We start from the raw sequence: 25,433 nt of genomic DNA on the forward strand, positions 1-25,433 counted from the left end.
CCCGAGCCCGCAAAACGGGCCCGGGGCGCCACTCAACGCAACCAGTCGCGGATCGCCAGCACCGCGCGCCGGCTGTCCCTGTCGACCTGGGACCGCGGGCTCGACGTCCCCTCCCAGCCCTGTTCCCAGAGCACCGTCACCACGTTCCCGATCCGCACCGCGCGGACCAGCCGGACCACCTCCTTCACGGTCGGGGCGCCCTCGTAGTCCGTGGCGGGCCGGCGCGTCTCGAACAGGACCGACTCGTCGCCGTAGCCGGCGTCCGGCAGCAGCCGCTGGGTCGACGTCAGACCCTCGCCGCCCTCCGACCCCGGCTGGGTCGGGCAGTCACGCACGGCCTGCCGCAGTTCGGCCAGCGCGTCGTCGGCCCGCCCGTCGCGATAGACGGTGATGCTGTTCCGGTAGCTGCCGTCCGGGACGTACCCCTTCGGGGTGTCGGTCAGCTTGAACGCCAGGCTGCGGGCGCGGCGGGTGACGATTCCCTCCTCGCCGGGCGTGGCGCCGCAGAGCGCCGGCAGCACCGGTCCCGGGATGAACGCGTTGCCGATGCCGGTGTCGTTCGCGGCAGCCAGGGTGAAGAAGGCCCGGTCCGGGATGCTCGTCGGGCTGACCGCCGGCGGCCGGGCGCTCGTCTTCGGCGGCGCGTCCGGGGTACGCGCGGAGGGTGGCGGGGTGGTGCGGCTCGGCGGCGCAGACGGGGTCGCGGTGGGCGACGGCGAAGGGCTGCCGGTGGTGGCGGCCGGCTGCGGGGCGACGTCCGGCCCGGCGGCGAGCACCAACCGCGTCCCGGCGGCGGTGCCGGCGATCACAGCGGCCACGGCCAGGGCGCCGACCGCGGCCCGCTGGCGGGCCCGGCGGTCGGCCCGCCGGCGCACCCGGTCCGGGGCCGGGAGCACCCGCTCGTCGGAGTCCGCGGCGAGCGCCCGGTAGAGGCGGGTCAGTTCACGCGACATCGTTGACCTCCAGCTCCTCGGCGGCCACGCCGGGCAGCAGCTCGGCCAGCCGGGCCCGGCCCCGGGACAGCCAGGACTTCACGGTGCCGGTGGGGACCCCTGCCTCCCGGGCGATCTCCTCCACCGACAGGTCGAACAGGTAGTGCAGGGCGAGAGCCTGCCGGTGCCGGACCGGCAGCTGCCGCAGCGCCCCGACCAGCAGCACGGTGTCCTCGCCGGGCGGCCCGACGTCGGGCGGCGGGCCGGTCCGGCTGGCCGCGAGCCGCCAGCCGCGCAGCCGCCGCCAGCGGTCCGTCGCCAGCCGGCTGATCACCAGCCGCAGCCAGGCCTCGGGCGCGGGGTGGGTGGCCAGCTTCCCCCACTGCCGCCAGGCCCGGGCGTACGCCTCCTGGACCAGGTCCTGGGCCTCACCGGCGTCGTCAGCCACCGCCCGGCCGTACCGGAGCGCCCGCCCCGACGTGCTGCGGTAGAAGTCGTCGAACGTGTTCACATCGCGCATCTGGACTCCGCCTCCCCTCACGCCCACCTGCTCTGATGACGGTGGAAGCGAGCACCGGGTTGCGGGTGCTCCGTCCGGAATGCGACAGGAGCCCGTGGTCCGCGACCGCTACGGGTCGCGGACCACGGGCTCCGGTGGTCGGTTCGGCGTCAGCCGTTCGGTGTCGGCGAGGACGAGGGCGAGGCCGGCGGCGACGCCGAGGGGCTGCCGCTGGCGCTCGGGCCGGGCGACGGGTTGGCCGCCACCTGCGCCTGCTGGAACGCGGACATGGCCTCGTCGAGCGCCTTCAGCGCCCGCCCGTACCGCTCGAAGTCGCCGGACGCCTGCGCGGCCTTGACCTCGGTGATCGCGCTCTGCACCTTGCCGGCCGCCTCGGCCAGCTCACCGGTGAGCACCGGCGGAGCGGTGCCGCCGGTCGTCGGCGGTTTGTCGTCGGTGCTCGGCGGCGGCGGGTTGCCCGCCGCTCGTTTGCCCTGCTCGACGAGCTGTTTGATGCCGTCGCTCAGGTTGTTGGCCAGCACCACGTACGAGCCGCCGTCGCCGTAGGAGAGCAGCACCTTCTGCAGCAGCGGGTACGCGTCCTGGTTGCTGCTCTTCACGTAGACGGGCTCGACGTAGAGCATCCCGTCGGCGAACGGCAGTGAGAGCAGGTTGCCGTACTGCACCTGGGCCTGGTTGGAGGAGAGCAGGTTGAGCTGCTGCCGGATGTCGCCGTTGTTCGTCATCTGCTGGTGCACCTGCGCCGGCCCGGAGATCCGGGTCTGGTCCGGCAGCTCCAGCACCTCCAGCTGGGGCCGGCCGTCGACGTACGACCCGGAGACCAGCGCGGCCAGGTTCTGCCGCCCGTTCGGGGTGACCGCCGCGGTGAGCTGGAAGCGCGGCGACTCCTGCCCGGGGAACTGGGTGAACAAGTAGTACGGCGGCTGCTTCTGCCCGCTGTCCGGCGCGTCCGGCACGTTCGGCACCTGCCAGAAGTCCTGGCCGGAGTAGAAGTCGCCGGGGTCGGTAACGTGGAACTTGGTGAGCAGGTTGCGCTGCACCTTGAACAGGTCGGCCGGGTAGCGGAAGTGCTCGGCCAGCTCCGGCGGGGTGTCGCCCTTGGGCAGCACCAGGTCGCCGCCGAACGCCTTGTTCCACGCCTTGAGCACCGGGTCGGTGTCGTCGAACGTGTAGAGCTTGACCGTGCCGTCGTACGCGTCGACGGTCGCCTTCACCGAGTTGCGGATGTAGTTGACGTCCTCCCGGGCCAGCCGGAAGGTGCCCTGGCCGGTCAACTCGTCGGTCGTCTCGGCCTGCAGGTTGATCCGCTCGGCGTACGGGTAGCTCGCCGCCGTGGTGTAGCCGTCGACGATCCAGAGGACCCGGCCGTTCACCACCGCCGGGTACGGGTCGCCGTCCAGGGTGAGGAACGGCGCGACCTTCTCCACCCGGTCGCGCGGGTTACGCACGTAAAGCAGCTTCGAGTCGTCGTTGACCGCCTCGGACAGGAGGAAGTTCGACTCCTGCTCCTTGATCGCGTAGAGCAGCCGCCGGGTGAACGAGCCGATCTCGACGCCGCCCTCGCCGGTGTAGGTGTAGTACTGCTCGCCGCCGGTGGAGGTGGGCCGGTCGAACTCGACGTTGCGCTCGCCGGTCTGCCCGACGATCGCGTAGTCGTCGGACTCCATCCGCTCGCCGTAGTAGATCCGCGGCTGCTGGGCCGGGATCTGCTCGGCCTGCGAGGAACACGCCTCCTGGGCCTTCTCCCCGAGGAAGCCGGAGACGAAGTACGGCTGGCCGCCGCAGACCACCTGGTTCGCCGGGGCGGCGACCAGGCCGTAGCCGTGGGTGTAGACGGTGTGCCGGTTGATCCAGTTGCTCTGCTGGTCGGTCAGCTCCCCGTAGTTGACCTCGCGGACCCCGACCACGTAGTCGGAGGTCTTGCCGCCGACCGCGTACCGGTCGATGTCCAGCTTCGAGCCGAAGTCGTAGAAGCCACGGACCTGCTGGAGCTGCGTGTACGTCTCGGACACCAACTGCGGGTCGAGCAGCCGGACGTTCTGCACCACCGAGGTGTCGGTGGCCAGGCTGGCCGGCGGGACGAGGTTGTTCGCCGCGTAGCCGGCGCTCTTCGTGTCGTTCAGCCCGAAGGCGGCCCGCGTCGCCTTGATGCTGCGCTCGATGTACGGCGCCTCCTTGTCCCGGGCGCTCGGCTTGACCTCGAAGGTCTGCACGGCCCACGGGTAGATGCCGCCGATCGCCACCGCCGAGACGCCGAGCAGGGCGAGCGCGATGCCGGGCCAGACGAGGTTCCGCATCCACGCGTTGGAGAACACGATGATCGCGACGGCCACCACGACGGCGATCCAGGCGAGGATCTCCTTCGCCGGGAGCAGCGCGTTGATGTCCGCGTAGCCGGCGCCGTAGAGCTTGGCGCCCTCGTTGTACTCCAGCAGCATGGCCCGCTGGTCCAGCACGTACGCGATGGCCTTGAGCAGCACGAAGACGGCGACCAGCGAGCTCAGGTGGGCCCGGGCGGCGTTGGTCATCCGGTCCCCGACGCCCTGCAGCCGCACCCCGCCGAAGATGTAGTGCACGGCCAGCGCGCCGAGCAGGGCGAGCACCACCGCGGTGAAGCCGACACCGAGCAGGTAGCGCCAGAACGGCAGCTGGAAGACGTAGAAGCCGATGTCGACGCCGAACTCCGGGTCCTTCACGCCGAAGCTGCCGCCGTTGCGGAACAGCAGCCACTGGCTCCACCGGCTCTGCGCGGAGAGGCCGGCGAAGAGCCCGATGACCGCGGACGCGAGGGCGATCCAGGTGCCGAGCCGGGGGCTCAGCAGCATCCGGTAGCGCTCCAGCGTGGCCTGCTCGGCGGAGTGCGGGCGCAGTTGCGGCCGCAGCCGGTGGGCCAGCCAGAGGTTGCCGGCGATGATCACCGCCATGCCGAGCCCGATCACCAGGAACAGCAGCAGGCGGGTGGCGAGCACCCCGGTGAAGACCTGGGTGTAGCGGACCTCGTCGAACCAGAGCCAGTCGGTCCACGCGTTGACCCCCCACCCGAGCAGGGTGAAGAGCACGAACACCCCGATCAGGACTCCGATGGTGACGCGTCCGCGCCGGCTCATCCTCGGCAGGGGGCTGCTACGCATGACCACTGTTGGCTCCGCACGCTCGATGTGATCGGCTCCGACCAGGCACCCAGAGTACGGGGTGTTCCTGAACACGTCGGGTCAAGGTCACGTCACGATCGTCCGGTGGCCCGCGTGGCCCGGTCAGCAGCGGGTCGGCTGCCCTCCGGCGCGCAGCTTCTCCAGCGCCGTCAACGCGTCGTCCAGCGACGCCACCTTGAGCAACGGCAGGTCGGGCTGCGGGTTGCGGACCGCCTCGGCGCAGTTGTCGGCGGGCACCAGGAAGACCTTCGCCCCGGCCTGCTTGGCGCCGACCAGCTTCTGGGCGATGCCGCCGATCGGGCCGACCCGGCCCTCGTCGTCGATGGTGCCGGTGCCGGCGACGACCTTCCCCCCGGTCAGGTCGGCCGGCTCCAGCTTGTCGACGATGCCCAGGGCGAACATCAGCCCGGCGCTGGGGCCGCCGATGTCACCGAGGTCGATCTTGAGGGTGAACGGGTGCGGCTGCTGCTGGTCGATCTCGATGCCGATGCGCGGCCGGCCGTCCTGCTCCCGGCTGGTGACCGTGGCCGTGGCCGGCGCACCGGCCCGGGTGTAGCCGATCTTCAGCGCGGTGCCGGCCGGCTTGGCCCGGATCAGCTCGGTGAGCCGGGCCGCGCTGCTCACCGGCTGCCCGTCGACCGAGGTGATCACGTCGTTGGGCTTGAGCACGTCGACCGACGGGCCGCCCGCGGTGACCGCCTTGACCAGCACCCGGATCGGGTAGCCCAGCTCGCGCAGGGCCGCCGTCTCGGCGCTGGTCTGCGAGTTCTGGAAGTCCTCGGCGTTGCGCTGCTCGACCTCCTCCTGCGACTCCCCCGGCGGGTAGACCAGCTCCCGCGGCACCACCGCCTCGTCCTTCGAGAACCAGCCGGCCAGCGCCGCGCGCAGCCGGACGGTGGGCTGCACACCCACCGTGGTCAGCCGGAGCTGCCCGGCGGAGGTGGACGTCGCCCGGCCGGTGATCTGGATGATCTCCTTGCCGTCCTCGCTGCCGAGGGTGTTGACGGTCGGGCCGGGACCGAGCACCACGTACGGGATCGGCACGCTCAGCACGCCGACGCTGAGCAGGGCGGTGAGCAGTGCACCGAGGAGTACGGTCACGCCGCGACGTCTCATGCGCCAGAGCGTACCGATCCGGCCCGGAACGTCCGGCGCGGTGACCGCCGGACTTCGCCCTCAGCGCAACGCCGACGCGCACGACCTGCGGCGCGGCCCGCGTACCGTAGACGTCGTGCCTGATATTCCGTTCGGCTTCGCGCTCCCGGGTGGGCAACCACCAGACCCCAACGATCCCGCGCAGATGCAGCAGTTCATGTCGCAGTTGCAGCACCTGCTCTCCGCGCCGGGCAGCGGGCCGGTCAACTGGGACCTCGCCCGGCAGGTGGCCGCGAGCCAGCTCGCCGCCGCCGGCGACCCGGCGGTTTCGCCGTTCGAACGCAACGCGGTGGAGGAGGCGCTGCGCATCGCCGACCTCTGGCTGGAGCCGGCCACCTCGTGGCCCACCGGCATCCGCAGCTCGGTCGCCTGGAACCGCAACGAGTGGATCTACAAGACCCTCGACGTGTGGCGCAAGCTCTGCGACCCGGTGGCCAGCCGCATGGTCGGCGCCATGGGCGACCTGGTGCCGCCGGAGGCCCGGGCCCAGCTCGGCCCGATGCAGTCGATGGTCGCCACGCTGGGCGGCGCGCTCTTCGGCGGCCAGCTCGGCCAGGCGCTCGGCTCGCTCGCCGCCGAGGTGCTCTCCGCCGGCGACATCGGCCTGCCGCTCGGCCCCGCCGGCACCGCCGCGCTCGTCCCGGCCAACATCCGGGCGTACGGCGAGGGCCTGGAACTGCCCGAGGACGAGGTCCGCCTCTACGTGGCCCTGCGCGAGGCCGCCCACCAGCGGCTCTTCCAGCACGTCCCGTGGCTGCGCGGGCACGTGCTCGCGGCGGTGGAGAACTACGCCGCGGGCATCCGGGTCAACCGGGAGGCGATCGAGGAGGCGATGGGCCGGGTCGACCCGACCGACCCGGAGTCGATGCAGGCGATCGCCCTGGAGGGCATCTTCACTCCCGAGGACACCCCGGCGCAGAAGGCGTCGCTGGCCCGGCTGGAGACCGTGCTCGCCCTGGTCGAGGGCTGGGTGTGCCACGTGGTGGACAGCGCCGCCGGCGACCGGCTGCCGAACGTGGTCCGCCTCGGCGAGGCGTTCCGCCGCCGCCGGGCCGCAGGCGGTCCGGCCGAGCAGACCTTCGCCGCCCTGGTGGGTCTGGAACTGCGGCCGCGCCGGCTGCGCGAGGCGACCGTGCTCTGGTCGGCGCTCACCGAGCACCGCGGGATCGCCGGCCGGGACGCGGTCTGGGGTCACCCCGACCTGCTCCCGTCGGACGAGGACTTCGCCAACCCGGAGGCGTTCGCCGCGACCACCAGCGACCTGGACGAGGAGCTGGCGAACTTCGACTTCACCGCGCCCGGCGCGCCGGAGGAGCAGCCCCCGGGCGAGGACGACGACAAGTCCTGACGCCGCATGTCGCCGGGGCCCGCACGCTCGTCGTGCGGGCCCCGGCGCAGCTCTTGGTGCTCGTCAGCCGGGCTGGCCGGAGAGCAGCGCCCGGGTCGCCTCCCAGCCCTCGAAGGCCGGGTCGAGGGTGGCCAGGTCGGCCGGGCCGCGCAACCGGCGCCAGCCAGCGGTGACCGCCACGTCCCCGGGGCGCGGGGCGGCGGCACGCACCTCGGCCGGCGCGGCGGTGTCCAGGTCGAGTGCCGGCAACCACTCCGGCACGGGCAGCCGGGCGGCCACCCCGAGCAGCCCCGTCCCGCTCCCCTCGACCGGGGCGACGGCGACCGGACGGCTGGTCAGCGGCCGGAGCAACTTGCCGAGGGTCAGCCCCGGCACGTCGGGCGCGTCGGCGACCACCACGGCCGCCTGGTCGTACCCGGTCAGCGCGCCGAACACCGCGGTGGTGGTGGGTTCGGGCACCTCGTACACGGCCGTGCCGGGCCAGACCACCGCGTCGGCCAGCCAGCGGTCCTCCGGCGTCACCGCCACGGCGGTTTCCACCTCGTTGAGTGTGGCCAGCAGGTCCACCACGTCCTCGGCGAGCGCGCTCCGCCACCGCGCCGGATCGATCCCCGGCGGCGTCCAACCCACCGGGCCGAGCAACGCCACCACCACACGTCGAGCCACCCGACGACCCTAACCCGCCGCCCACCCTCGCCCCTGATGACGCGGCAGCGCCCGCCGCGCCAACCTCATGACCGACACGGAGGGAGCGGAGGGAGCGCGGAGGGTGGGCGGCGCGGGGGTGAGGGCAGAACGGCGGTCAGTCGGTCAGGGGGACGCCGGAGGTGGCGGCCGCGCCCTCCAGGTAGCCGCGGGCCCGCTCGGACTTGGGGTAGCGGCTGACCAGGGCCCAGAACGCGGCGTTGTGGCTGGGCACGATGAGGTGCGCCAGCTCGTGCAGCAGCACGTAGTCGATCACCCACTCCGGCATGTCCTGGATCCGGTGGGAGATCCGGATGGTGCGGTCGGCGGGGGTGCAGGAGCCCCAGCGGCCGTTCTGGTTGGTGACCCAGCGGACGCTGGCCGGGGCGGCGGCCGGCCCGTGCTCGGGCAGGTAGAGGCTGATCAGTCGGGCGGCCCGGGCCAGCAGCTCGGCGTCGGAGCGGGCGAGCCGGCCCTCGCGGGCGGCGAGCCGGGCCAGCATCCGGTCGACCCACTCGCTCTCCTCGGCACGGGAGAACTGGTCGGGGATGAGCACCACGACCCGTTCCCCGTCGCGGTACGCGGACACCGTGCGTCGCCGGCGCTGGCTGCGCCGTACTTCGACGACGGGCTTCCGCGTCCCGGCCATCACTGGTCCGCGCAGCCTCGGATGACTGTCACGAGGGAAAGCTAATGCGTACTGACCAGGAGTCCGCAAGAGTCAACACGACGACACGCGCCCGGAAAATGGGGGTTGGTCGTCAGGAGTCCTGAAAAATTTCTTTGCGGCGGCAGTTGACCATCACCTGCGGGCCCCTGTCAACGTTAGGTGATCTACGGACAAGCTGTCGCGGTGGGGCCGCCCCGAAGGGGGATCTGAGGGCATTCACCCGGCGTGTCCCCGCGAAACTGACTTATCCGACGTAACGCGGCATGCACACTCTCGACGTCGACTTGCTCACAGAGTCGACGCACAGCTGACATGGAACTGCCCAGACCTGGGTAGGGTCCGCCAACCAGCGGTCACGTGAGTGACCGCGGAAACCCCGGCGCCGGCGCCACCCGTGGGCCGCCGCAGGGAAACCCGCCGGAGGCGTCCGGTGGACGAGACGAGGAGGGCTACCGTGGCCGACCAGGCCCAGACCTACAACGGTTACTGCGTGAAGTGCAAGGAGAAGCGGGACTTCGAGGGGCGCGTGGAGGTCTCGAAGACCGGCATGAACATGGCCAAGGGCAAGTGCCCGGTGTGCGGCACAACAGTGAACCGCATCCTCGGCAAGGCCAAGGTCTGACCCGTCCGGGTCGCACGGGGGAGGGGTGGCGGTCGCCACCCCTCCCTCGTCGTGTAGCCGACACCGACTACCGGTGGGTTGTGGACAACCCGGGTTTTCCTGTGGACAACGCTGGCCACCGCCCGGCGAACCTGTGGACAACGATCGACGGAGAGCGCGGACACGGTCACGATTCGTGGTGTGACCGAACTGGTGCCCCTCGCCCGTCCGACGCTGCTGCCCGGCCTGACCCGGCTGTGGCGGGACCGGCACACCCTCCAGCTCGGGGTGGAACCCGGCCGGGCCGTGCTGCTGGAGGTGACCACCCCGGGCGCCGCCCGCCTGCTCGACCTGCTCGACGGCACCCGTAGCGAGCGGGCCGTGCTCGCCGCCGCCACCGCCGCGCGGGTCCCGCCCGACGAGGCCCGGCTGCTGCTCGACACGCTCCGGGCCGCCGCTCTCGTCGTACCCGCGCAGAGCCTGCTCCCCCGCGACCTCACCGGGTCGGTCCGGGCCCGGCTTACCGGGGAGGCCGACGCCCTGGCCCTGGCCGCGCCCGCCCTGCCCGGCACGCCGGCCCGGCTGCTGCGCCGCCGACGGTCGGCGCGCGTGCTGGTCACCGGGGCCGGGCGACTCGGCGCGGCGATCGCCGTCGCGCTGGCGCAGGCCGGCGTCGGGCACGTCGCCCCCGACCTGGCCGGCCCGGTCCGCCCCGGTGACCTGGTCGGGACCGGCCTCACCGGCGCCGAGTTGGGCCGTCCGCTGGCGCCGGCGGTGCGCGCGGCGCTGGCGCGCTGCGCGCCGGGCACGGCGACCGCGCCGCTCCGGCCGGGCCGGGCCGACCTGGTGGTCCAGCTCGGCGCGGACCGCCCGGCGGCCCTGCTCGCCACCGGCTACGCGCGCCGCCGCCAGCCGCACCTGCTGGTCGACCTGCGCGGCGGCGTGCCGGTGGTCGGCCCGCTGGTCCGCCCGCCGGTGGGCCCCTGCCTGCGCTGCCTCGACCTGCACCGGACGGACCGCGACCCGGACTGGCCGGCGCTCGCCGCCCAGCTCGCGGCCGGCGACGGCGACCGGGCCTGCGCCGCCACCACCCGGCTGGCCGCGACGGCCTACGCGGCGGCCGAGGCGTTGGCCCACCTCGACGGGGGCACCCCGGAAACGCTCGGTTGCGCGGTCGAAATCGGGCAGCCGGGCCGGTTCCGGCATCGCCGGTGGCCGCCGCACCCCTCCTGCGGGTGCTCGGGGCGTCGCCCGATCCGGTCGGCCGCACCCGCTCCCGGCCGCACAGCAGCAGCGGGGCCGCCGAGTCGGTAACAATGACCGGGTGACCGACATCCCGCGCCGGGCCGTGTCCCGGACCGCCAAGCTCGCCGCTCTGCCGCTCGGTTTCGCCGGTCGGACCGTCCTCGGCATGGGCAAGCGGGTCACCGGGCTCGCGTCCGACGTCATCTCCGCCGAGATCCAGCAGCGCACCGCCGAGCAGCTGTTCAGCGTGCTCGGGCAGCTCAAGGGCGGGGCGATGAAGTTCGGGCAGGCCCTGTCGGTCTTCGAGGCGGCACTGCCGGACGAGATCGCGGCACCCTACCGGCAGGCGCTCACCAAGCTCCAGGAGGCCGCCCCGCCGCTGCCCGCGGCGACCGTGCACAAGGTGCTCGCCGAGCAGCTCGGGCCGGGCTGGCGGGACCGGTTCGTGGAGTTCAACGACACCCCGGCCGCCGCCGCCAGCATCGGCCAGGTGCACCGCGCGGTCTGGCGCGACCCGGGGTACGGGCCGAACGGCGGCCCGCGCCACCGCGACGTGGCCGTGAAGATCCAGTACCCGGGCGCCGGGGACGCCCTGCTCGCCGACCTGAAACAGCTCTCCCGGCTGGGCGGCATGTTCCGCGCGATCCAGCCGGGGCTGGACGTCAAGCCGCTCCTGGTCGAGCTGCGCGAGCGGATCACCGAGGAGCTGGACTACGAGCTGGAGGCCGAGTCGCAGCGCGCCTTCGCCGCCGCGTACGCCGGCGACCCGGACATCTACATCCCCGAGGTGCTCGACGCCGCGCCCCGGGTGCTGATCACCGAGTGGGTCGAGGGCACCCCGCTGTCGCAGATCATCCGGGAGGGCACCGAGGAGCAGCGCGACGAGGCCGGGCGGCTCATGGCCGAGCTGCACCTCTCCGCGCCGATGCGGGCCGGGCTGCTGCACGCCGACCCGCACCCGGGCAACTTCCGGCTGCTGCCGGACGGCCGGCTCGGCGTGATCGACTTCGGCGCGGTGGCCCGGATGCCGGAGGGGACGCCCGAGCCGATCGGCCGGATCGCCGCGCTGGCGCTGCGCGACGACGCGGACGCGGTGGTCGCCGGGCTGCGCGACGAGGGTTTCGTCAGCCCCACCGAGCCGATCGACGCCGAGGCGGTGCTGGACTTCCTCCGACCGATGCTGGAGCCGATCGCCGCGGACGAGTTCCGGTTCACCCGGGCCTGGCTGCGCGCTCAGGCGGCCCGGCTGGCCAGCCCCCGCTCCCCCACCTACCAGCTCAGCCGGCAGCTCAACCTGCCCCCGTCGTACCTGATGATCCACCGGGTGACGCTGGGCTCGATCGGGGTGCTCTGCCAGTTGGAGGCGAAGGCGCCCTACCGGGCGATCCTGGAGCGCTGGCTGCCCGGATTCGCCCCGGTGAGCTGACCGACGCGCACGTCGAAGGGGCGGTGACCATTCGGTCACCGCCCCTTCCGTGGTGTAGGGATCTAGAGAACGCCCAGGTCGCGGGCCGACTGGCTGCGGCTGCGCATGGCGACGGTACGGGCGGAACGGGTTGCCTCAGTGCTCGTGGTGGTGCCGGCCTGAGGCCGGCGCATTCGAGCCCGGGACAACGCTTCGTGGAGTAGTTGCATCTCGGTTCCATTCGGCAGGTGCAGCATCGGTTTCGGCTTTCTCGTGGCCGGTGAGGATCACCGGCGGGGACGTTGGAACGGGGTTGTGTCAGGCTGCCAGTCGGACGGCGTTACGCGACTCGGACAGCCCACTGGCCGCCAGTCGCGCCTCCGCCTCGACCCGGAGCTGGGCGTCACGAGCGAGGTCCTCCTTGCGCGGACGGCCACGGGGCCGCTTGCGCGGGACGACCGCGCCACGCTCGAAGATCTCGCCGCCCCAGACGCCCCAGGGCTCGGACCGCTCCACCGCGCCGGCGAGGCACTCGACGCGCAGCGGGCAGTCCCCGCAGAGCGACTTGGCCAGCTCGAGCTCGGCAGGCGAGTCGGAGAACCACAGGTCGGGGTCGAACTTCCGGCAGGGCAGGTTCGCCTCCACCTCGACGCTCACGTCGAGCGGGGCCAACGCCAGACTCATCCTCCGGTCACCTCTCTCTCACTTCGATCTCGTGGATCGCATTTCTGACGGCACTACGGCGGTGCAAAAAAAACTGAGGCCGCGGATCCCGGTATGCGGGTTCCGCGGCCTCGAGGTGAGCCGGTGGTCTGGTGGATCAGACCGGTCTACCTCGAGGTGGAACGCCGCGGACATCCGTGCGCTTCTTGACGTCACCGATGCCCATGCCCGTGAAGCCACTGGTCCCCTCGATCTCCGCCAGCGGCGCCACGGTCCGGTTCAGCTCGGCCTGAACCTGGACCTGGTGCACCTGCGGAGTCGACGGTCGAGCGGCAAGGGCCACCCGGACGGACGACAGCGGAGCGCAGGCAGCTGGCATCGCCGCCGAACGCTCATAGGTGAAGATCTCCACGGGTGCCACCTCCCTGTCTTTCCTCGTGCCGACCTTGGACTCATCCCCCGTGAGCAGCCAGAATGGCGCCGCTCGCGAGGTGTGTTCTGAGGCTATTCCTCGCCTCGGGGCGAGGGCAAACGATTTACGGCTAGATTTCGAAACTTTTCTGCGGGCAGACCTCGTCCACCCCCGCACCGGCCACCAGGGCCAGCACCGTATCCCCGTAAAGTCCCAGTTTGCGGGGGCCGATCCCGGCGATCGCGATCAGTTCCTCGGTGCGGCCCGGCTTCCGCTCGGCCAGCGCGGTGAGCGTGGCGTCGGTGAAGACCACATAGGCCGGCACCTTCTGCGCCCCGGCCACCCGCTGCCGCCAATCGCGCAGCCGCTCGTACAGCTCCTCGTCCAGGTCGGACGGACAGGTCGGGCAGCGGCCCAGCTTCCGGTCCGCCCCGGCGAGCAGGGTGGCGCCGCAGATCCGGCACGAGACCACCTGGGCACGCCGCCGCTCGGTGCGCCGGGCCGGGCTCGCGCCGGCCCGCTCGCCACCGCCGGAGCGGTCCAGCTGGGGCAGGAACCGCGACGGCCGCCGGGCCCGGCCGCCGGGCGAGCGGGCCGCCGCGTACGACAGCCAGAGCCACTCCCGCGCCCGGGTGACCCCGACGTAGAGCAGCCGCCGCTCCTCCTCGACCTGCTCGGGGGTCTTCGCGTAGATGGTGGGGAGGGTGCCCTCGGCCAGCCCGACCAGGAAGACGGCGTCCCACTCCAGGCCCTTGGCCGAGTGCAGTGAGGCGAGCGTCACCCCCTCCACGGTGGGCACGTGCTGCTGGGCGGCCCGCCGAGCCAGCTCCTCGTTGAAGTCGCCCAGGGTGACCGGGCGCTCGATCGCGACGGCCTCGCCGATGGGCACCACCTCGGGCGTCGCCGCGTACTCCTCGGCGAGCTGGAGCAGGGCGGCGAGCGCCTCCCACCGTTCGCGGGCGGCCCCGCCGGCCGGGGGCGCGTCGGGCGCCCAGCCGACCGCGGCGAGCCCCTCCACGACGGCGGCCGGCAGCGGGGTCTCCCCCGGGATCGACCGGGTGGCGGCGCGCAGCGCGATCATGGCCTGACGCACCTCGGGGCGCTCGAAAAACCGCTCCGCCCCCTGCACGACGTACGGCACCGCGGCCTCGGTGAGCGCCTTCTCGTACGCCTCGGACTGCGCGTTGGTGCGGAACAGCACCGCGATCTCCCGGGCCGGGGTGCCGCCGTCGACCAGCGCCCGGCAGCGGGCGGCGACGGCGTTGGCCTCGGCCGGCTCGTCGGTGAAGATCCGCAACTCGGGTTCGGGGCCGGGCGGGCGCTGGCCGTGCAGCTCCAGCCGGAGCCGGGCCTCGGCACCCCGGGCCTGGGAGATCACGGCGTTGGCCAGCCCGACCACCTGTGGGGTGGAGCGGTAGTCGCGGACCAGCCGGACCACGGTGGCGTTGCGGTGGCGGCGCGGGAAGTCGATCAGGTAGGACGAGGTCGCCCCGGTGAACGAGTAGATGGTCTGGCTCGCGTCGCCGACCACGGTGAGGTCGTCCCGGCCGCCGAGCCAGGCGTCCAGCAGCCGCTGCTGGAGCGGGTTGACGTCCTGGTACTCGTCGACCACGAAGTGCCGGTACTGGCCACGGACCTGCTCGGCGACGTCGGCGTGCTCCTCGATCCCCCAGACCGCGGCGCGCAGCATGTCCTCGAAGTCGATCACCCCGTTGCCGCGCTTGAGCCGCTCGTACGCGGCGAAGACCTCGGCCACCTTCGCCGGCTCGTGCGGGGTCTCGCGCAGCGCCTTGGCCGCGGCCACCACGTATTCACCCGGCTCGACCAGCGACGACTTGGCCCACTCGATCTCCCCGGCCAGATCCCGGGCGGCGGCCCGGTCGGCCCGCAGGCCCACCTTGGCGGCGGCCAGGGTGACCACCCGGACCTTGCTGTCCAGCAACTCCGGCATGGCCCGGCCCTCCAGCAGGCGGGGTGCGAAGTAGCGGACCTGGCGCAGCGCCGCCGCGTGGAACGTGCGCGCCTGGACACCGCCCACGCCCAGCGCGGTGAGCCGGGCCCGCATCTCGGCGGCGGCGCGGGCGGTGAAGGTGACGGCCAGCACGTGCCGGGCGGAGATGCCGCCGGTGAGCGCCCGGTGCGCGATCCGAGAGGTCACCGCCCGGGTCTTGCCGGTCCCGGCGCCGGCCAGGATGCAGACCGGACCGGCCGGGGCGGTCACCGCGGACCGCTGCTCCGGGTCGAGGCCGGCGAGCACCCGTTCCGCCGCTGAGTGAACCACCACAGCCAGGAATCATTCCAGCCTCCGGCGATGTTGCAGCGATTAGCCTGGCCTGATCGGACCGGGCGCGAGTCACCCCTTGGAGGACCTGACCATGTTGACGATGTATTCCACCCCGTGGTGCGGCTACTGCCACCGGCTGAAGTCGCAGCTCGACCGGGAGGGCATCGCGTACGAGGTGGTCGACATCGAGCAGGACACGAAGGCCGCGGAGTTCGTGATGAGCGTCAACGGCGGCAACCAGACCGTCCCGACGCTGCGGTTCGACGACGGCAGCGCCCTCACCAACCCCTCGATCACCCAGGTCAAGCAGCACCTGACCAGCATCGCCGGCTGACCGCCCGCACCCTGCGACAGCGGCCGCCCCCAGCGGGGGTGGCCGCTGTCGCGTCTCAGGGCGCCCGCCGCCGGCGGGTCGCGGCGAGCACCTCGTGGTCGAGCGGGCGGCGCGGGGCCGGGACGTGGACCAGGACGGGCCGGGGCGCGGTGAGCCGGCGGCCCTGCCAGAGGTAGAGGCCGGCGGCCGTGGTGGTCACCCCGACCAGGGCGAAGAGCAGGCGGTAGTCGAACACACCGACGAGCAGCGCCCCCGCCCCGATGGAGACCGCCTGCGGGCCGCTGACCACCGCCTCCGCGGCGGCGGCGACCCGGCCCAGCAGCCCCGGCGGGGTCCGCCGCTGGATCAGCGTGTTCAGTCCGACCATGGTCAGCGGCAGGGAGACCCCGGCCAGCAGCAGCGCCACCACGCCGAGCCAGAGCCGGGGGTACGCGAGCGCCAGCGCGGCCGGACCGAAGAAGGTCACCCCGGCGGCCAGCGCCCCCACCTCGCCGGCCCGGCGCACCACGGCGGCCGAGACGAGCCCGCCGACCAGCCCGCCGATCCCCTGCACGGTGACCAGCACACCGACGAACGCGGCGTCCCGGCCCAGCCCCAGGTCGACGTACGCGAAGATCAGCGACTCGGTGAAGCCCATCATGAGCGAGCCCAGCCCGTACCCGAGCAGGGCCCGGCGCAGCGCGGGGTCGCCGGCCAGGTGCTGCAGCCCGGCGCCCAGCCCGGCGGGCCAGCGGCGCGCGGACCGGGCCGGTGTGGTCTCGGTGACCGGGAGCACGCCGACCACCGCGGCGGCGGTGAGGAAGCCGGACATGGCGAGGGCAACCAGCAGCCAGCCGCCGACCGCGGCGTAGAGCCCGGCCCCGCCCAGCGGGCCGACCAGCCGCAGCCCCTGGCGGACGGTCTGCAGCACCCCGTTGGCGTCGGCCAGCAGATCGCTCGGCACCAGGTGCCGGATGAGCCCGCTCAGCACCGCGCTCAACGTGATGTACGACAGCCCGTAGAGGGCCGCCACCACGTAGATCACCCAGACGTCGGCGCGGTCGTGGACCGCGAAGAGCGGGCAGAGCAGCACGGCCGTGCCGAGGTTGGCGGCCACGAAGAAGGGCCGCCGGCGGCACCGGTCGACCACCCAGCCGACCAGCGGGGCCAGCGCCATCGGGGCGATGACGGCGAAGATGGTCGCCCCGGCCATGCCGTCCGACCCGGTCAGGTCCTTGACCCAGACGGCCAGGGCCAGCAGCAGGATCGACTCGGCCGCCATGCTCGCCAGCAGCGCGACGAAGAGCAGGCGGAAGTCGGGGCGGCGCAGGACGGTGCGCATCGGGTTCCCTCCGGCGGGGGTGCGCCAACCGGCGCGTCGGGGCGGGGCGCCGGTGAAGGCACCCTCCACGGTCCTCTTTTTGTCGCGTGACACGCCCACGCCGGACCCTCCGACACCGGTCGCGCCGTCCATACTGACCGTGGGGGGCGAATTTCATACAGTTACCGTCGCGTCCTGCGACGGTCGACGGGAAAGAGGACACCGTGCCTCCTGCCGCACCAGGCCCGATCCTGCGCCGCCGCAGGCTCGGCATCGAGCTGCGCCGACTCCGTGAACATGCCGGCCTCACCGGCGACCAGGTCATCGAGCGGATCGGCTGGGCCTCCGCGTCCAAGCTGTCCCGCCTGGAGAACGGCCGCAGCCGTCCGGACCCGGACGACGTGGGCGTCCTGTTGACCCTCTACGGCGCGGAGGGTGAGCTGCGCGAGGAGCTGCTGGGCATCACCCAGGAGGCCGGCGACATGCGCGGCTGGCTGCGCAACTTCCCGGTGATGACCCAGCAGCAGCGCGGCTTCGCCGAGCTGGAGGCGGGGTGCGCGGAGATCTCCGAATACAACCCGGTCCTGGTGCCCGGGCTGTTGCAGACCCCGGGGTACGCCCGGCACCGCATCATGTCGGCGGCCCAGGTGGCCGAGGAGGCCGGCGACCTGGAGATCGAGGACCCGGAGACCGAGGTACGCGCCCGGCAGGCCCGCCAGTCGCTGCTGACCCGCTCCCCCGACGCGCCGCGCTACACGGCCGTGCTGGAGGAGGCGGCGCTCGGCCGCCGGGCCGGCCCGACCGAGGTGCTGCACGAGCAGATCGTCCACCTCTGCGAGCTGGCCCTGCTGCCGAACGTGACGCTGCGCCTGCTGCTGCGGGACACCCGGGTCGGCGACTGGTACCTCCCGCCGACCGCCTTCTCGGTCTACCGGTTCGCCGATCCGCTCGATCCGGAGACGTTGGCCATCGAAGGTGGGTTCACCGACGTCATGTCGACCGAGGCAAACACCCTAAATCGCTATAAAGTGGTGTTCGAGTGGCTAAGCTCGGCGGCGCTCTCCGCATCGGACACCCTCTCCTGGCTGATCGAGGCGACGGGACGGCTGACCGGCACGGCAGTCGAGTCCACCGTGGCGTTCGGGCCGGCAACGGCGCCGACCCAGCGCCGCCGCGACTCGGGGCGCCTGACGACGGACCGGTGACCCACGGGGACCGTCCGGCCTGCGGCGTCACTCGTCCCCATCGGAGCACTCCAGACCAGGAGCAGACCATGAACGAGATCCGCAACAGCTCGTCCGAGCAGCTCACCGGCGTCGCCTGGCGCAAGAGCACCCGCAGCCAGACCTCGAACTGCGTGGAGGTCGCGCCGCTGCGCACCGGGCCGGAGGCGGTGGCGCTGCGGGACAGCAAGGACCCGCGCGGGCCGGTGCTGCTGTTCAACCGGGCCGGCTGGCTCGGCTTCATCACCGGCGCGAAGAACGGCCAGTTCGACCTGAACTGATCCGGCGAGCATCCGGGGGCCGTCGGCGTGCTGCCGGCGGCCCCTTGCGCGTCCATCCCCGACAACCGTGCTGAGCTGGGGTCACCCGATCGGTCGATGCCGCGAACGATAGGCGGGTTTCACTTGCTGGGACGGCGCACGGGCGTAACATGACGCAAGAGTGACGTGGAAGTTGCAGCCTGCATCCGTCCGTCCGCACCGGGGGACACCATGCGGTTCCTGATCGTCCGCACCGAGATCCGTGCCGCCGCCGACACCGACATCGCCGCCGCCTGGGCCGGCGGAGGTCGGCTGCGGGACGAGACCAGCGCGCCGGAACCGCGCCGCCAGGTCGTCCACGCCGAGGACCGGGACGCCGCCCTGCTGCTCGCCCGGGCGTTGGCCACCGTGGGAGCCGTCCGCGCCGGCCGGCACCGGATCAAGGTGCTGCCCATCGAAGAAATGCACCCGGGTCACCCCTACCACTGGGGCGGCAGTTGACCCGCCACTGACGTCCGTCGCGACCGGACCGGCTCCCCCGCCGCGTTCCACGCCTCACCCGGTCACGACGGCCCGTGTTCCCGGCCCGTGACCGCCGCGGCAACGACGGTCACGGGCCGGGACCGCGTCCGACGCCGTGACCCCGTCGGTCAGCAGTGGCCGTCGAGCCAGCGGTGGACCAGGAAGAGGGCGATCGACGAGGGCGGCGGGAGCAGCAGCAGGTCGCCGCCGTCCACCCGGACCGGCTGGTCGGCCAGCGCGGCGCCGATCTCCCGCCGGGTGAACCAGCGGGCGTGGGCGATCTCGGCCGGGTCCACCAGGATCGGCGCGTCGGCGTCGGCGCGGGCCAGGAAGCCGAGCATCAGCGAGCCGGGGAACGGCCAGGACTGGCTGCCCGCGTACCCGATCTCCTCGACCGCGACGCCGACCTCCTCGCGGACCTCGCGCAACACGGCGGCCTCGGCCGACTCCCCCGGCTCCACGTAGCCGGCCAGGCAGGAGTAGCGGCGCTGCCCCGGGGTGCTCGGCCAGGTGGCGTTGTTGCCCAGCAGGCAGCGCCCCTCCGGGCCGTCCACCCCGTCGTGCACCAGCACGATCATCGCCGGGTCGGTGCGCGGCCAGATCCGGCCGCCGCCCGGGTCGATGCGGGACCAGCCGGCCTCGTCCACCTCGGTCGGCTGCCCCGTTGACGAGGAGTAGCCGTGCCGGAGGTGCCAGTTGAGCAGCGCCAGCGCGGTGGTGAAGATCCCGGCGTCGCGGTCGGTCAGCAGGTGGCCGACCTCCCGCAGGTTGACCCGGCGGGTGTCGGCCAGCTCGGGCAGCGGCGCGTCCACCGCGAAGACCGGCACGCCGTCCGACTCGACGCCGAGGAACATCGGCACCGACCGGGGCACCTCGGGCAGCTCGCCGGGGCCGACCAACACCAGCTCCGGCGGGGCCGCCGCGCCGCGGACCAGCGCGCGACCCTCGTCGGCCGAGTCCAGCACGAGCACCCGGGCCTGCTCCCACGCCTCGGCGAGCCAGCCCGGGTCGGTCCGCCGGTGCGCCGCCCGGTCCAGCATGGTCCTGGCCAGCGGTGGGGCGGCCTCGCCGGTCACGCGGCGCCTTCTCTCGTTCGCGACTGCGGGGCTCGCAGGCCCGGCCCACTCCTCGTGCTCACGCGGACTCCGTACGGATCGGAGCGAGCGCGGCGAGACCGTCGGCGACCCGCTCGGCATCGCCGAGCACCACGGTGACCGCCTGCGCCGGAGCGAGGTAGCGGGCCGCCGCCGCGGCGACGTCGTCCACGGTCGCCGCGGCCAGCCGGGCGGCGTGCTCGGCGAGGAAGTCCAGGCGCAGCCCGTTGCCGGCGTACGCGCTGGTCAGCGAGGCCAGGCCCGCCTGCGTGGACATGCCGAGCTGGAGCGTGCCGAGGGCGTACTGGCGGGCCTGCTCCAACTCGTCCGGCTTGGGTGGCAGGGCGGCCAGCCGGCCCAGCTCGTACATGGTCTCCAGCAGGGCGGGCGCGGTCACCTCGGTGGCCACCTCGGCGGCGGCGACCAGCACCGACCCGGCCACCGAGTGCTCGACCAGCGAGTGCGGCCCGTACGTGTAGCCCTTGTCCTCGCGGATGTTCTCCACCCAGCGGGAGGAGAAGTAGCCGCCGAAGAGCAGGTTGGCCAGTTGCAGCGCCGCGTGGTCGGGATGGGTGCGGGGCACCGCGGGCAGCGCGATCCGCAGCGAGGACTGCACCGAACCCGGGCGGTCGACCAGCAGCACCGGGCCGGGCTCCAGCGGCGGCGCCGGCGGCAGCTCGGCCGGCTGCCCCTCCCCCTTCCAACCGGAGAGCGCCCGCTCGGAGGCGTCCAGCGCCCGCTCCGGCTGCACGTCGCCGACCAGCACCAGCACCGCGCCGGCCGGGTGCACCCGCTCGGCGTGCAGCCGGCGCAGCACCGGAGGCTTCACCGCGCGCACCTGGTCCGGCTCGGGGGTCTGCACCGCGTACGGGTGCCTGCCGTAGATCCGCTTGAGCAGCGCGGTGCGGGCCAGGTGGGCGGGCTGGCTCTGGGCCACCTGAATGCGGTCGACCAGCCGCTCCCGCTCGGTCTCCACCCAGTCGGCCGGGTAGGTGGCCCCGGTGAGCACGTCGGCGAGCAGCTCCAGCATCCGGTCCAGGCCGGTGACCAGGCCCGCCCCGGAGAGCATCAGCCGGTCCGGGTCGATGCCGGCGGAGAGCCCGCCGCCGACCTTCTGCAACTCCGCGGCGAGCTGGGTCGCCGTGTGCGTCTCCGTGCCGGAGAGCAGGGTCTGCGCGAGCATCCCGCCGCGGGCCAGGTGGGTACGCCCGAACGGCATCCAGAGCCGCAGCTCGACCAGCGGGATCGCGCTGCGGCGTACGGCGATCACGGTGAGCCCGTTGCCGAGCGTGCGCTCGGCCTGCTTGGGCAGCTTGAGCCTGCGGTTGGGGCCGAGCGCCGGCAGCGGCCGCGTGCCCGTCTCCACGGTCGCACTCATCGGGCACCTCCGGCGACGACCTCGATGGACGCGCGGCGCTCCGGCCGCAGGGTGGCGGCGGCGGCGCGGACCTGCTCGTCGGTCACCTCGCCGACCAGCCGGGGCAGCTCGTTGAGCAGGCCCGGCTCGCCGCGCTGCTGTTCCAGGACGGCCATCGCGAGTGCCCGCCCGAGGACCGCGTCGGTGTCCCGCAGCAGGTGGGTGGCCATCCGGGCCTGGGTCCGGGCCAGCTCCCCCTCGGTCAGCCCGTCGGTGGCCAGCCGGTCCAGTTCTTCGTCGACGGTGCGCAGCACCTTGTCCACGTCGCCGCCGGGCGGCAGGTGCGCCTGGAGCAGCAGCGCCGTGGGGTCGCGCACGTCGAACGGGTCGCCCATGAAGCCGAGGTAGCCGCCGAGGCTGGTGACCGAGCGGTCGCGCTGGACCAGCCGCTCGACCAGCCGGGAGGCGTCGCCGTCGGTGAGCACCTCGGCCAGGACCACGTAGGGCAGGTAGCCGGCGAAGTCGGTCACCGGGTCGGGCACGCGCCAGGCCCCGGCGACCGCCGGCAGCGGGGCCAGCTTGTCGGTGTACGAGGTGCGCCGCTCCGCGGTGAGGTCGGGCTCGGTGAAGTCGGGGCGCTCCGGGGCGGGGCGGGCCGGCACGTCGCCGAAGTGCCGCTCGATCAGCGCGGTCGCCTCGGCCAGGTCGACGTCCCCGCTGACCGCCAGGACGGCGTTGCCGCTGGCGTAGTAGCGGCGGAAGAAGTCGGCCGCGTCAGCGACGGTGGCCGACTCCAGGTCGTCGAAGGAGCCGTAGCCGTCGTGGGCGTTGGGGAAGGTGTCGAACATGACCGGCGGCAGGGTGAGCCAGGGGAACCCGCCGTACGGCCGGTTGAGCACGTTGACCCGGATCTCCTCCTTGACCACGTCGACCTGGTTGCGCAGGTTCTCCTCGGTGAGCCGGGGGCCGCGCATCCGGTCGGCCTCCAGGAAGAGCGCCCGCTCCAGCGCGTTGCTGGGCAGGGTCTCGTAGTAGTCGGTGTAGTCCAGGTGGGTGGAGCCGTTGAAGGTGCCGCCGGCGCCCTGGACGTGCCGGAAGTGGGCGAGCTTCTCCAGGTTCTCCGAGCCCTGGAACATCAGGTGCTCGAAGAGGTGGGCGAAGCCGGTGCGCCCCTCCGGCTCGGAGCGGATGCCGACGTCGTAGACCACCGCCACCCCGATGACCGGGGCGCTGCGGTCGGGGGTGAGCACCACCCGCAGGCCGTTGTCGAGGGTGAACCGCTCGACCGGGTATTTCGTCGCTGGAATTCTGGCTCTCCGCGTCGGCACGTGATCGACCTTAACGCGTCCACAACGCCCGCACCGGCGGTGTGCGATGGCCCGCCGGACGGCGGTGCCGGGCGGGGGCCGACCGGCGTCGCTATCTCCACCGAACAGGTGGGAATTACAGAGAATCCCCAGGTCGCGTGTCCCGGATCGAGGGCGGGTCTTGACGCCGCCCACCGCCTGCCCCACTCTTCCTACCAACTAAGTAGGAATACTGCGGATTGGATACACGATGAGACGGCTCCCCTTCCGCCGCCTGGTCACCCTGGCCACCCTCGCCGTGGTCGGCGCGGCCACCCTGGGCGCCACCGCGGCCTGCGGCGACGACAGCGACGAGGCGGCCGGCGGCTCCGGCCCGGTGACGCTGCGCCTGGGCTACTTCCCGAACATCACCCACGCGCCGGCCGTGGTGGGTGTGGAGAAGGGCATCTTCAAGGAGAAGCTGGGCGGCGACGTCACGCTGGAGACCAAGACCTTCAACGCCGGACCGGCGGCCATCGAGGCGGTCTTCTCCGGCGCGCTCGACGCCACGTACATCGGTCCGAACCCGACCGTGAACGCCTTCTCGAAGTCCAAGGGCGAGGCGGTCCGGGTGGTGTCCGGCGCCGCGTCCGGCGGCGTCGCGCTGGTGGTGAAGCCGGAGATCACCTCGGTGGAGCAGCTGCGCGGCAAGAAGATCGCCACCCCGCAGCTCGGCAACACCCAGGACGTCGCGCTGCGCTACTGGCTCAAGGAGAAGGGCCTGCAGACCACCAAGGAGGGCGGCGGCGACGTCAAGGTGGTCCCCCAGGAGAACGCGCAGACCGTCGAGACCTTCGGCAGCGGCGCCATCGACGGCGCGTGGGTGCCCGAGCCCTTCGTCTCCCGGCTGGTCAACGCGGGCGGCAAGGTGCTGGTCGACGAGCGCGACCTCTGGCCGGACAAGAAGTTCGTCATCACCAACCTGCTGGTCAGCACCAAGTTCCTCAAGGCACACCCGGACGTGGTGAAGAAGCTGGTCGAGGGGCAGGTCGCGGCGAACGAGTTCGTCAACAGCAAGCCGGACGAGGCCCAGCAGGCCATCTCCGACCACATCGGCAAGATCACCGGCAAGCCGCTGGACCTCAAGCTGATCAAGCAGGCCTGGCCGACCCTGGAGTTCACCAACGACCCGATCTCGTCCTCGCTGAAGACCGGCCTGGACCACGCCGTCGCCGTCGGCCTGACCCAGCCGGTCGACCTGAACGGCCTCTACGAGCTGAAGTACCTCAACGAGGTGCTCAAGGCCGAGGGCAAGCCCGAGGTCGTCCAGCCGTGACGTCGACCACGACGACCCCGCGCAGCGCGACCGGCTCGGTCGCGCTGCGCGGCGTGACCAAGGTGTACGGCCAGGGCGAGCAGGCCGTCCTGGCGCTGGACCGGGTGTCGCTGGACGTCGCCCCCGGCGAGTTCGTCTGCCTGGTCGGCGCGTCCGGCTGCGGCAAGAGCACTCTGCTCAACCTGGTCGCCGGCCTGGACCGCGCCAGCGGCGGCCGGATCGAACTGGGCGAGTCGGTCAACCCCGGCCTGATGTTCCAGGAGCCGGCGCTCTTCCCCTGGCTCACCGTCGAGGCCAACGTCGAGGTGCCGCTCAAGCTGCGCGGGCTGCCCCGGGACGAGCGCAAGGCCCGGGTCGCCGAGCTGCTGCGCACGGTCCACCTGTCCGACTTCGGCCGCAAGCGCCCGCACCAGCTCTCCGGCGGCATGCGGCAGCGGGTCGCACTGGCCCGCACCCTCGCCCTGGACACCCCGGTGCTGCTGATGGACGAGCCGTTCGGCGCGCTCGACGCGATGACCCGGGACATCCTGCACGACGAGCTGGAACGGATCTGGTCCGAGCGGAAGCTCACCGTGATCTTCGTGACCCACAACGTCCGCGAGGCGGCCCGCCTCGCCGACCGGATCATCCTGCTCTCCAGCCGGCCCGGCCGGATCATCTACTCCACCGAGGTCGACGTGCCGCGACCCCGGCGGATCGACTCGCCGGAGATCGCGGCCATCGCCGCCGAGGTCACCGACCGGCTGCGTACGGAGGTGGGCCGCCATGGCCAGTGACACGCTCGCCGGGGCACCGCGCACCGACGCGGAGATCTCCGGCCTGGACGCCCTGGAGATCGCCGGCCGGGAGAAGCCGCCGTCCCGGCTGCGCCGGATCTGGTCGGCCACCTGGCCCAAGCTGGCCGCGCTGGCCCTGGCCATCGCCCTCTGGCAGGCCGTGGTCTGGAGCGGCTGGAAGGACCCGTGGGCGCTGCCCGGGCCGGCGCCGGTCTTCGCGGACCTCGGCCACTACGCGCTCAGCTCGGCGCTCTGGGAGGGCCTGGCCACCACCGCGCGCCGGGCCGCCGTGGGCTTCGCCGCCGCGGTCACCGTCGGGCTGCTGCTCGGCCTGGCCGTGGCCCGGGTGAAGGTGCTCCGCGCCGCGATCGGCTCGATGATCACCGCGTTGCAGACCATGCCGTCGATCGCCTGGTTCCCGCTGGCCATCCTGCTCTTCCAGCTCAGCGAGCAGGCGATCTTCTTCGTGGTGGTGCTCGGCGCGGCGCCGTCGGTCGCCAACGGCGTCATCCACGGCGTCGACTACGTGCCGCCGCTGCTGGTCCGGGCCGGCCGCAACCTCGGCGCCCGGGGGCTCAACCTCTACCGGTACGTGATCGCGCCGGCCGCGCTGCCCGCCATCGTGGCCGGGCTCAAGCAGGGCTGGGCATTCGCCTGGCGCAGCCTCATGGCCGGCGAGCTGCTGGTGGTCATCGCCACCCGGACGTCGATCGGCGCGCAGCTCACCTATGCCCGGGAGCTGAGCGAGGCCACCCGGCTGATGGCCATCATGATCGTCATCCTGGTGGTGGGCATCGCGGTGGACGCCGCGTTCGGTGCGGCTGACAAGGCGATCCGCCGCCGGTGGGGCGTGCTGGACCAGGCCGGCAACTGA

Annotated in this window: 24 protein-coding genes; 11 read left to right on the forward strand and 13 right to left on the reverse strand. The window is 73.0% G+C overall.

Annotation, left to right across the window (positions count from 1 at the left end):
• Positions 1 to 32 precede the first annotated feature (32 nt).
• The 4 genes from ACFYPD_RS01630 to ACFYPD_RS01645 all read right to left on the reverse strand — a co-directional run bounded on the left by ACFYPD_RS01630 (position 33) and on the right by ACFYPD_RS01645 (position 5,720).
• The gene (locus ACFYPD_RS01630) at positions 33 to 953 is read right to left on the reverse strand and encodes a hypothetical protein (RefSeq protein WP_387107597.1); all 921 of its coding nucleotides are present in this window, start codon (positions 951 to 953) and stop codon (positions 33 to 35) included.
• Complete coding sequence (locus ACFYPD_RS01635) at positions 943 to 1,452, reverse strand: RNA polymerase sigma factor (RefSeq protein ID WP_387107600.1); 510 nt, start codon at positions 1,450 to 1,452, stop codon at positions 943 to 945. Before ACFYPD_RS01635 ends, ACFYPD_RS01630 begins: the two co-directional genes overlap by 11 nt.
• Positions 1,453 to 1,601: 149 nt before the next feature.
• Positions 1,602 to 4,583 carry a UPF0182 family protein gene (locus ACFYPD_RS01640; protein ID WP_387107602.1) on the reverse strand — a complete coding sequence of 994 codons (2,982 nt, stop codon included), beginning with the start codon at positions 4,581 to 4,583 and terminating at the stop codon, positions 1,602 to 1,604.
• A 123-nt stretch (positions 4,584 to 4,706) separates the two neighbouring features.
• Complete coding sequence (locus tag ACFYPD_RS01645; protein ID WP_387107603.1) at positions 4,707 to 5,720, reverse strand: PDZ domain-containing protein; 1,014 nt, start codon at positions 5,718 to 5,720, stop codon at positions 4,707 to 4,709.
• 184 nt (positions 5,721 to 5,904) lie between these two features.
• Here ACFYPD_RS01645 and ACFYPD_RS01650 point away from each other — a divergent pair, with 184 nt between their 5' ends.
• Positions 5,905 to 7,107, forward strand: coding sequence for a zinc-dependent metalloprotease (locus ACFYPD_RS01650; protein WP_387109131.1), 1,203 nt, complete (start codon positions 5,905 to 5,907; stop codon positions 7,105 to 7,107).
• A 63-nt stretch (positions 7,108 to 7,170) separates the two neighbouring features.
• Here ACFYPD_RS01650 and ACFYPD_RS01655 read toward each other — a convergent pair whose 3' ends face one another.
• Both ACFYPD_RS01655 and ACFYPD_RS01660 read right to left on the reverse strand, forming a co-directional pair.
• Entirely contained in the window at positions 7,171 to 7,773 is a 603-nt protein-coding gene (locus tag ACFYPD_RS01655) for a hypothetical protein (RefSeq protein ID WP_387107605.1), read from the reverse strand.
• A gap of 136 nt (positions 7,774 to 7,909) precedes the next feature.
• Positions 7,910 to 8,440 carry a M48 family metallopeptidase gene (locus ACFYPD_RS01660; RefSeq protein ID WP_387107608.1) on the reverse strand — a complete coding sequence of 177 codons (531 nt, stop codon included), beginning with the start codon at positions 8,438 to 8,440 and terminating at the stop codon, positions 7,910 to 7,912.
• Positions 8,441 to 8,915: 475 nt separating this feature from the next.
• Here ACFYPD_RS01660 and ACFYPD_RS01665 point away from each other — a divergent pair, with 475 nt between their 5' ends.
• The 3 genes from ACFYPD_RS01665 to ACFYPD_RS01675 all read left to right on the forward strand — a co-directional run bounded on the left by ACFYPD_RS01665 (position 8,916) and on the right by ACFYPD_RS01675 (position 11,733).
• On the forward strand, positions 8,916 to 9,083 hold the full coding sequence (locus ACFYPD_RS01665) for a DUF5679 domain-containing protein (protein WP_012014940.1): 168 nt from the start codon (positions 8,916 to 8,918) through the stop codon (positions 9,081 to 9,083).
• A 180-nt stretch (positions 9,084 to 9,263) separates the two neighbouring features.
• On the forward strand, positions 9,264 to 10,376 hold the full coding sequence (locus tag ACFYPD_RS01670; protein ID WP_387107609.1) for a TOMM precursor leader peptide-binding protein: 1,113 nt from the start codon (positions 9,264 to 9,266) through the stop codon (positions 10,374 to 10,376).
• Between the two features lie 10 nt (positions 10,377 to 10,386).
• Positions 10,387 to 11,733, forward strand: a complete 1,347-nt coding sequence (locus ACFYPD_RS01675; protein ID WP_387107611.1) for an ABC1 kinase family protein — start codon at positions 10,387 to 10,389, stop codon at positions 11,731 to 11,733.
• A gap of 297 nt (positions 11,734 to 12,030) precedes the next feature.
• On the opposite strand, the gene ACFYPD_RS01680 is transcribed toward ACFYPD_RS01675, so the two are convergent.
• The 3 genes from ACFYPD_RS01680 to ACFYPD_RS01690 all read right to left on the reverse strand — a co-directional run bounded on the left by ACFYPD_RS01680 (position 12,031) and on the right by ACFYPD_RS01690 (position 15,071).
• Positions 12,031 to 12,396, reverse strand: coding sequence for a WhiB family transcriptional regulator (locus ACFYPD_RS01680; protein ID WP_387107613.1), 366 nt, complete (start codon positions 12,394 to 12,396; stop codon positions 12,031 to 12,033).
• Between the two features lie 136 nt (positions 12,397 to 12,532).
• Positions 12,533 to 12,787, reverse strand: a complete 255-nt coding sequence (locus ACFYPD_RS01685; protein WP_387107616.1) for a hypothetical protein — start codon at positions 12,785 to 12,787, stop codon at positions 12,533 to 12,535.
• Positions 12,788 to 12,917: 130 nt separating this feature from the next.
• Positions 12,918 to 15,071, reverse strand: coding sequence for an ATP-dependent DNA helicase UvrD2 (locus ACFYPD_RS01690; protein ID WP_387107618.1), 2,154 nt, complete (start codon positions 15,069 to 15,071; stop codon positions 12,918 to 12,920).
• 91 nt (positions 15,072 to 15,162) lie between these two features.
• Here ACFYPD_RS01690 and ACFYPD_RS01695 point away from each other — a divergent pair, with 91 nt between their 5' ends.
• Positions 15,163 to 15,405: a mycoredoxin gene (locus tag ACFYPD_RS01695; RefSeq protein WP_387107621.1), complete on the forward strand. Its 243-nt coding sequence runs from the start codon at positions 15,163 to 15,165 to the stop codon at positions 15,403 to 15,405.
• 55 nt (positions 15,406 to 15,460) lie between these two features.
• On the opposite strand, the gene ACFYPD_RS01700 is transcribed toward ACFYPD_RS01695, so the two are convergent.
• Positions 15,461 to 16,726 carry an MFS transporter gene (locus ACFYPD_RS01700; protein ID WP_387107624.1) on the reverse strand — a complete coding sequence of 422 codons (1,266 nt, stop codon included), beginning with the start codon at positions 16,724 to 16,726 and terminating at the stop codon, positions 15,461 to 15,463.
• A 203-nt stretch (positions 16,727 to 16,929) separates the two neighbouring features.
• Between ACFYPD_RS01700 and ACFYPD_RS01705 the strand changes: the two genes are divergently transcribed.
• From ACFYPD_RS01705 to ACFYPD_RS01715, 3 genes are all read left to right on the forward strand, one after another.
• Positions 16,930 to 17,910, forward strand: coding sequence for a helix-turn-helix domain-containing protein (locus tag ACFYPD_RS01705; RefSeq protein WP_387107627.1), 981 nt, complete (start codon positions 16,930 to 16,932; stop codon positions 17,908 to 17,910).
• Between the two features lie 68 nt (positions 17,911 to 17,978).
• Entirely contained in the window at positions 17,979 to 18,209 is a 231-nt protein-coding gene (locus ACFYPD_RS01710) for a DUF397 domain-containing protein (protein ID WP_387107630.1), read from the forward strand.
• A 210-nt stretch (positions 18,210 to 18,419) separates the two neighbouring features.
• Complete coding sequence (locus tag ACFYPD_RS01715) at positions 18,420 to 18,689, forward strand: hypothetical protein (protein ID WP_387107633.1); 270 nt, start codon at positions 18,420 to 18,422, stop codon at positions 18,687 to 18,689.
• Positions 18,690 to 18,838: 149 nt separating this feature from the next.
• On the opposite strand, the gene nudC is transcribed toward ACFYPD_RS01715, so the two are convergent.
• The 3 genes from nudC to ACFYPD_RS01730 all read right to left on the reverse strand — a co-directional run bounded on the left by nudC (position 18,839) and on the right by ACFYPD_RS01730 (position 22,489).
• A complete protein-coding gene (nudC, locus tag ACFYPD_RS01720; protein WP_387109134.1) occupies positions 18,839 to 19,750 on the reverse strand; it encodes an NAD(+) diphosphatase in 912 nt (303 codons plus the stop codon).
• Positions 19,751 to 19,844: 94 nt separating this feature from the next.
• A complete protein-coding gene (locus ACFYPD_RS01725) occupies positions 19,845 to 21,182 on the reverse strand; it encodes a M16 family metallopeptidase (protein ID WP_387107635.1) in 1,338 nt (445 codons plus the stop codon).
• A complete protein-coding gene (locus tag ACFYPD_RS01730; RefSeq protein ID WP_387107638.1) occupies positions 21,179 to 22,489 on the reverse strand; it encodes a M16 family metallopeptidase in 1,311 nt (436 codons plus the stop codon). Before ACFYPD_RS01730 ends, ACFYPD_RS01725 begins: the two co-directional genes overlap by 4 nt.
• Positions 22,490 to 22,718: 229 nt before the next feature.
• Here ACFYPD_RS01730 and ACFYPD_RS01735 point away from each other — a divergent pair, with 229 nt between their 5' ends.
• From ACFYPD_RS01735 to ACFYPD_RS01745, 3 genes are read left to right on the forward strand one after another with little or no spacing between them, the layout of a single operon-like run.
• Positions 22,719 to 23,783 carry an ABC transporter substrate-binding protein gene (locus ACFYPD_RS01735; protein WP_387107640.1) on the forward strand — a complete coding sequence of 355 codons (1,065 nt, stop codon included), beginning with the start codon at positions 22,719 to 22,721 and terminating at the stop codon, positions 23,781 to 23,783.
• Entirely contained in the window at positions 23,780 to 24,559 is a 780-nt protein-coding gene (locus tag ACFYPD_RS01740; RefSeq protein ID WP_387107642.1) for an ABC transporter ATP-binding protein, read from the forward strand. Before ACFYPD_RS01735 ends, ACFYPD_RS01740 begins: the two co-directional genes overlap by 4 nt.
• Positions 24,549 to 25,433 carry an ABC transporter permease gene (locus ACFYPD_RS01745; RefSeq protein ID WP_387107644.1) on the forward strand — a complete coding sequence of 295 codons (885 nt, stop codon included), beginning with the start codon at positions 24,549 to 24,551 and terminating at the stop codon, positions 25,431 to 25,433. Before ACFYPD_RS01740 ends, ACFYPD_RS01745 begins: the two co-directional genes overlap by 11 nt.

It is taken from the genome of Micromonospora sp. NPDC005299, from assembly GCF_042872345.1.
Classification (GTDB): domain Bacteria; phylum Actinomycetota; class Actinomycetes; order Mycobacteriales; family Micromonosporaceae; genus Micromonospora.

What these genes read in the sequence shown, in the direction of transcription:
- ACFYPD_RS01695 (WP_387107621.1), top strand. Translation starts at nt 15,163, where the DNA reads ATGTTGACGATGTATTCCACCCCGTGGTGCGGCTACTGCCACCGGCTG.
- ACFYPD_RS01725 (WP_387107635.1), bottom strand. Translation starts at nt 21,182, where the DNA reads ATGAGTGCGACCGTGGAGACGGGCACGCGGCCGCTGCCGGCGCTCGGC.
- ACFYPD_RS01630 (WP_387107597.1), bottom strand. Translation starts at nt 953, where the DNA reads ATGTCGCGTGAACTGACCCGCCTCTACCGGGCGCTCGCCGCGGACTCC.
- ACFYPD_RS01700 (WP_387107624.1), bottom strand. Translation starts at nt 16,726, where the DNA reads ATGCGCACCGTCCTGCGCCGCCCCGACTTCCGCCTGCTCTTCGTCGCG.
- ACFYPD_RS01735 (WP_387107640.1), top strand. Translation starts at nt 22,719, where the DNA reads ATGAGACGGCTCCCCTTCCGCCGCCTGGTCACCCTGGCCACCCTCGCC.
- ACFYPD_RS01745 (WP_387107644.1), top strand. Translation starts at nt 24,549, where the DNA reads ATGGCCAGTGACACGCTCGCCGGGGCACCGCGCACCGACGCGGAGATC.
- ACFYPD_RS01645 (WP_387107603.1), bottom strand. Translation starts at nt 5,720, where the DNA reads ATGAGACGTCGCGGCGTGACCGTACTCCTCGGTGCACTGCTCACCGCC.
- ACFYPD_RS01635 (WP_387107600.1), bottom strand. Translation starts at nt 1,452, where the DNA reads ATGCGCGATGTGAACACGTTCGACGACTTCTACCGCAGCACGTCGGGG.
- ACFYPD_RS01715 (WP_387107633.1), top strand. Translation starts at nt 18,420, where the DNA reads ATGCGGTTCCTGATCGTCCGCACCGAGATCCGTGCCGCCGCCGACACC.
- ACFYPD_RS01710 (WP_387107630.1), top strand. Translation starts at nt 17,979, where the DNA reads ATGAACGAGATCCGCAACAGCTCGTCCGAGCAGCTCACCGGCGTCGCC.
- nudC (WP_387109134.1), bottom strand. Translation starts at nt 19,750, where the DNA reads ATGCTGGACCGGGCGGCGCACCGGCGGACCGACCCGGGCTGGCTCGCC.
- ACFYPD_RS01640 (WP_387107602.1), bottom strand. Translation starts at nt 4,583, where the DNA reads ATGCGTAGCAGCCCCCTGCCGAGGATGAGCCGGCGCGGACGCGTCACC.
- ACFYPD_RS01680 (WP_387107613.1), bottom strand. Translation starts at nt 12,396, where the DNA reads ATGAGTCTGGCGTTGGCCCCGCTCGACGTGAGCGTCGAGGTGGAGGCG.
- ACFYPD_RS01650 (WP_387109131.1), top strand. Translation starts at nt 5,905, where the DNA reads ATGCAGCAGTTCATGTCGCAGTTGCAGCACCTGCTCTCCGCGCCGGGC.
- ACFYPD_RS01660 (WP_387107608.1), bottom strand. Translation starts at nt 8,440, where the DNA reads ATGGCCGGGACGCGGAAGCCCGTCGTCGAAGTACGGCGCAGCCAGCGC.